This is a genomic window from Streptomyces sp. NRRL S-31 (assembly GCF_000718775.1).
Lineage (GTDB): Bacteria > Actinomycetota > Actinomycetes > Streptomycetales > Streptomycetaceae > Streptomyces.
In genome coordinates this window covers 1-285 of sequence record NZ_JOCB01000286.1, presented here as the reverse complement: position 1 = coordinate 285, position 285 = coordinate 1, and the positions used below count along the sequence as shown (strand labels likewise).

At 69.8% G+C, this 285-nt stretch carries 1 protein-coding gene; it reads left to right on the top strand.

Annotated elements, in window-relative coordinates:
- The coding region (locus tag IF37_RS40495; protein WP_037858547.1) for an acyltransferase domain-containing protein at positions 1-285 on the top strand (285 nt) is incomplete at both ends.

Sequence of the window (285 nt, the reverse complement as noted above, 5' to 3'; positions counted from 1 at the left end):
CAACCCGCCCTCTTCGCCCTCGAAGTCGCCCTCTACCGCCTCTTCGAATCCTGGGGCCTACGCCCCGACCACCTCGCCGGACACTCCGTCGGCGAGATCTCCGCCGCCCACATCGCCGGCATCCTCACCCTCGAAGACGCCGCCACCCTCGTCACCGCACGCGGACGCCTCATGCAGGCCCTGCCCCCCGGCGGCACCATGCTCGCCGTCAACACCACCGAAACCGACATCCAGCACTACCTCGACACCGACGACGTCACCATCGCCGCCGTCAACGGCCCCACC